This window comes from Robiginitalea sp., from assembly GCF_049588695.1.
In the GTDB taxonomy this organism is placed as follows: Bacteria; Bacteroidota; Bacteroidia; order Flavobacteriales; family Flavobacteriaceae; genus Robiginitalea.
In genome coordinates, this window is record NZ_JBAVZJ010000479.1 from 1 (window position 1) to 2598 (window position 2598).

At 43.3% G+C, this 2598-nt stretch carries 2 protein-coding genes and 1 pseudogene; all 3 read left to right on the forward strand.

All coding sequences use genetic code 11. From position 1 onward, the window contains the following. Nucleotides 1–48: 48 nt before the first annotated feature. On the forward strand, nt 49–849 hold the full coding sequence (locus WBV75_RS11250; RefSeq protein WP_424120695.1) for a DUF6090 family protein: 801 nt from the start codon (nt 49–51) through the stop codon (nt 847–849). Nucleotides 850–857: 8 nt separating this feature from the next. Continuing rightward, nucleotides 858–1610 (forward strand): hypothetical protein, encoded by a 753-nt coding sequence (locus tag WBV75_RS11255; protein WP_424120696.1) that lies wholly within the window; start codon nt 858–860, stop codon nt 1608–1610. A 197-nt stretch (nt 1611–1807) separates the two neighbouring features. Further along, nucleotides 1808–2598, forward strand: a pseudogene (locus tag WBV75_RS11260) (hypothetical protein); the annotation flags it as partial.

Sequence of the window (2598 nt, forward strand, 5' to 3'; positions counted from 1 at the left end):
GGTTTAAGCTTCTTTTTCGTACTTTGATCAGGTAACCAACCGCAACCCATGCTCCGCTTCTTCCGCCAAATACGCCAGCGCCTCCTGACTGATAATAAATTCAGCAAATACCTGCTATATGCCATTGGGGAGATCCTGTTGGTGGTGATAGGTATCCTGATTGCGCTACAGATTGATAATTGGAATGAAGAACGAAAAGGGAGGATAGAAGAACAAATTCTGCTGAGGCAATTAAAAGAGGACTACATAACGAACCTGGAGCAACTCGACAGCAAAATAGCGACCCGAAAACTGCTCATAAAATCCTCAAAAGAGTTACTGACCTATTATGACAATCCGGATTCTGCGAACCGGGACAGCGTGATCTCCCGATTGGGCAACCTTAGCCTGACGGTCACTTATGACCCTATCGACAACGACCTTGTCGCTTCGGGAAAAATCAATATGATCCGAAATGAAAAGCTGAAAAGACTGCTGACCAAATGGTCCACGGATGTCATTCAGGTCCAGGAAGTTGAGGCCATATACCTCAACGCGCACCATTATATCTATTTTCCCATTTTAAGTAAATTTGGTTTGAAGCGGGCGGTGGACAAGGCATTATATGAGAAAGTCAACAAAGTTGAGGATTTATCAACTTTTTTGCTCAACCGGGATGAATTGATGCCATACGACTTTAAAAAATCAAGGTTGGAGCCCGGACTGCAGGCCATTCTCAACAATCCGGAACTGGAGGGGATGGTGTCCAATTCCATTTTGATCAATGAACTGATTAACTCGGAATCCTCCACCCTCCGGAAACAGATTTTGGAAATCCTTGACTTACTGAGGGCTTCGGAACTCAATTAAACTCATTTATGCTCCGCTTCTTCCGCCAAATCCGCCAACGCCTGCTGACTGATAATAAGTTCAGCAAATACCTGCTATACGCCATAGGGGAGACCCTGCTGGTGGTGATTGGGATTTTGATAGCGTTACAATTGGACAATTGGAATACCCAAAAATCTGAAAATGAAAAGTTATCAAATTACTATCATAAGATCCAAAGTGAAATAAGTTTGGCATCTGAAGACATACACTCCATTCAAAATGAAATCGATACCCTAATTATCCTCAACAAGAGAAGCCTTCACATTTTAAATTTAAAGAACAAAGATTCTCTGGTTCATCTTAAAGAGACTATTGGTGCTTTGGGGACTGCATATACAGCAAATCTGACATTCCCGATATTGGACGAGTTTCTGGGACAAGGGTCGTTGTCAAAAATCGAAAACGACAGCTTAAAACTTGGTTTTCAATATTTTAAAATGGGCCTTGCCGATGTGAAAGAACTAGATTCTTACATAAGCGATCAATATTCCACTTCCATAGAACCGTATTTCTATAAGAACATTAATTATGCGAATGTCGTATATGGCAATAATGCGGGATTGCCCAAGGGTGGGCCTGAGACAGACTATTCAAAATTTTATGACAATTTAGAGTTGTACAACCTGGTAACGTTTAAACTGGAAGTTTTAATCGCTCAGCAACATAGATTAGCCCGTCTTCAAAGAGTTCTTGATTTTCTTCAGGAGAAAATCGAAATGTATTTAGTCCGGAAAAAGTAGAATCAAGAGAATTATACCTCCAAAGCGCTATTGAAAAGGGTGTCAATAGTCAAGGTAGATAAGAATCGGATTGGTGGGAAAGCGCGAAGGGTTTGCCTGCTTAACCCCCTTACTGTCAATCATATAATTTTAAATTCATATCTTCACTTAGTGCGTGTAACACCACCACACACCAATCGTCTAAATATGAAAACTAAATGAAAAGAATCGCATTTATCATTGCATCCATACTGCTGATAGGATGTAAAGAAAACACCGCCAAAACTGAATTTTTGGGAATGGTCAATCTCGAGGTAACCGGAAACTCTAAGGCGGTTTCCCACTTTGAGAGGGGCCTTTTATTGCTGCATTCTTTCGAATATCAGGATGCCCGTGAAGCTTTCAGGAAAGCACAGGAATCAGACCCGCAAATGCCTATGGCCTATTGGGGAGAAGCCATGACCTACAATCATAGCCTGTGGCATGAACAAGATTATGACGATGGGGTGGAAGTATTGAAAAAACTAGAAACCATCGACATGGAAAAGAACGCAACGGAACTGGAGCGGGATTTTATCGCGGCTGTACAACTCCTGTTTAAACCGGAAACTGAAAAAGCGGAGCGGGATGTAGCCTATGCTGGTTTTATGGAAGGATTGTCCAAAAAATATCCGGACAACCACGAAGTGGCCGCGTTTTATGCGTTGTCCCTGTTGGGCTCCGTACCCGACGGCCGTGATGACGAGCTTTATGGAAAGGGGGCTAAAATTGCATTGGGTATTTTGGCTGAAAACCCCGAACATCCCGGAGCCCTGCACTATACCATCCATTCCTACGACGACCCCAAACATGCCGCATTGGCGCTGGAGGCCGCCAATGCCTATTCCAAAGTTGCCCCGGATGCCAGCCATGCCTTACACATGCCCTCTCATATTTATGTAGCTATGGGCATGTGGGACCGGGTAGTGGCTTCCAATATCGATTCGTATCAAGCCAGCCTGAACCGGAT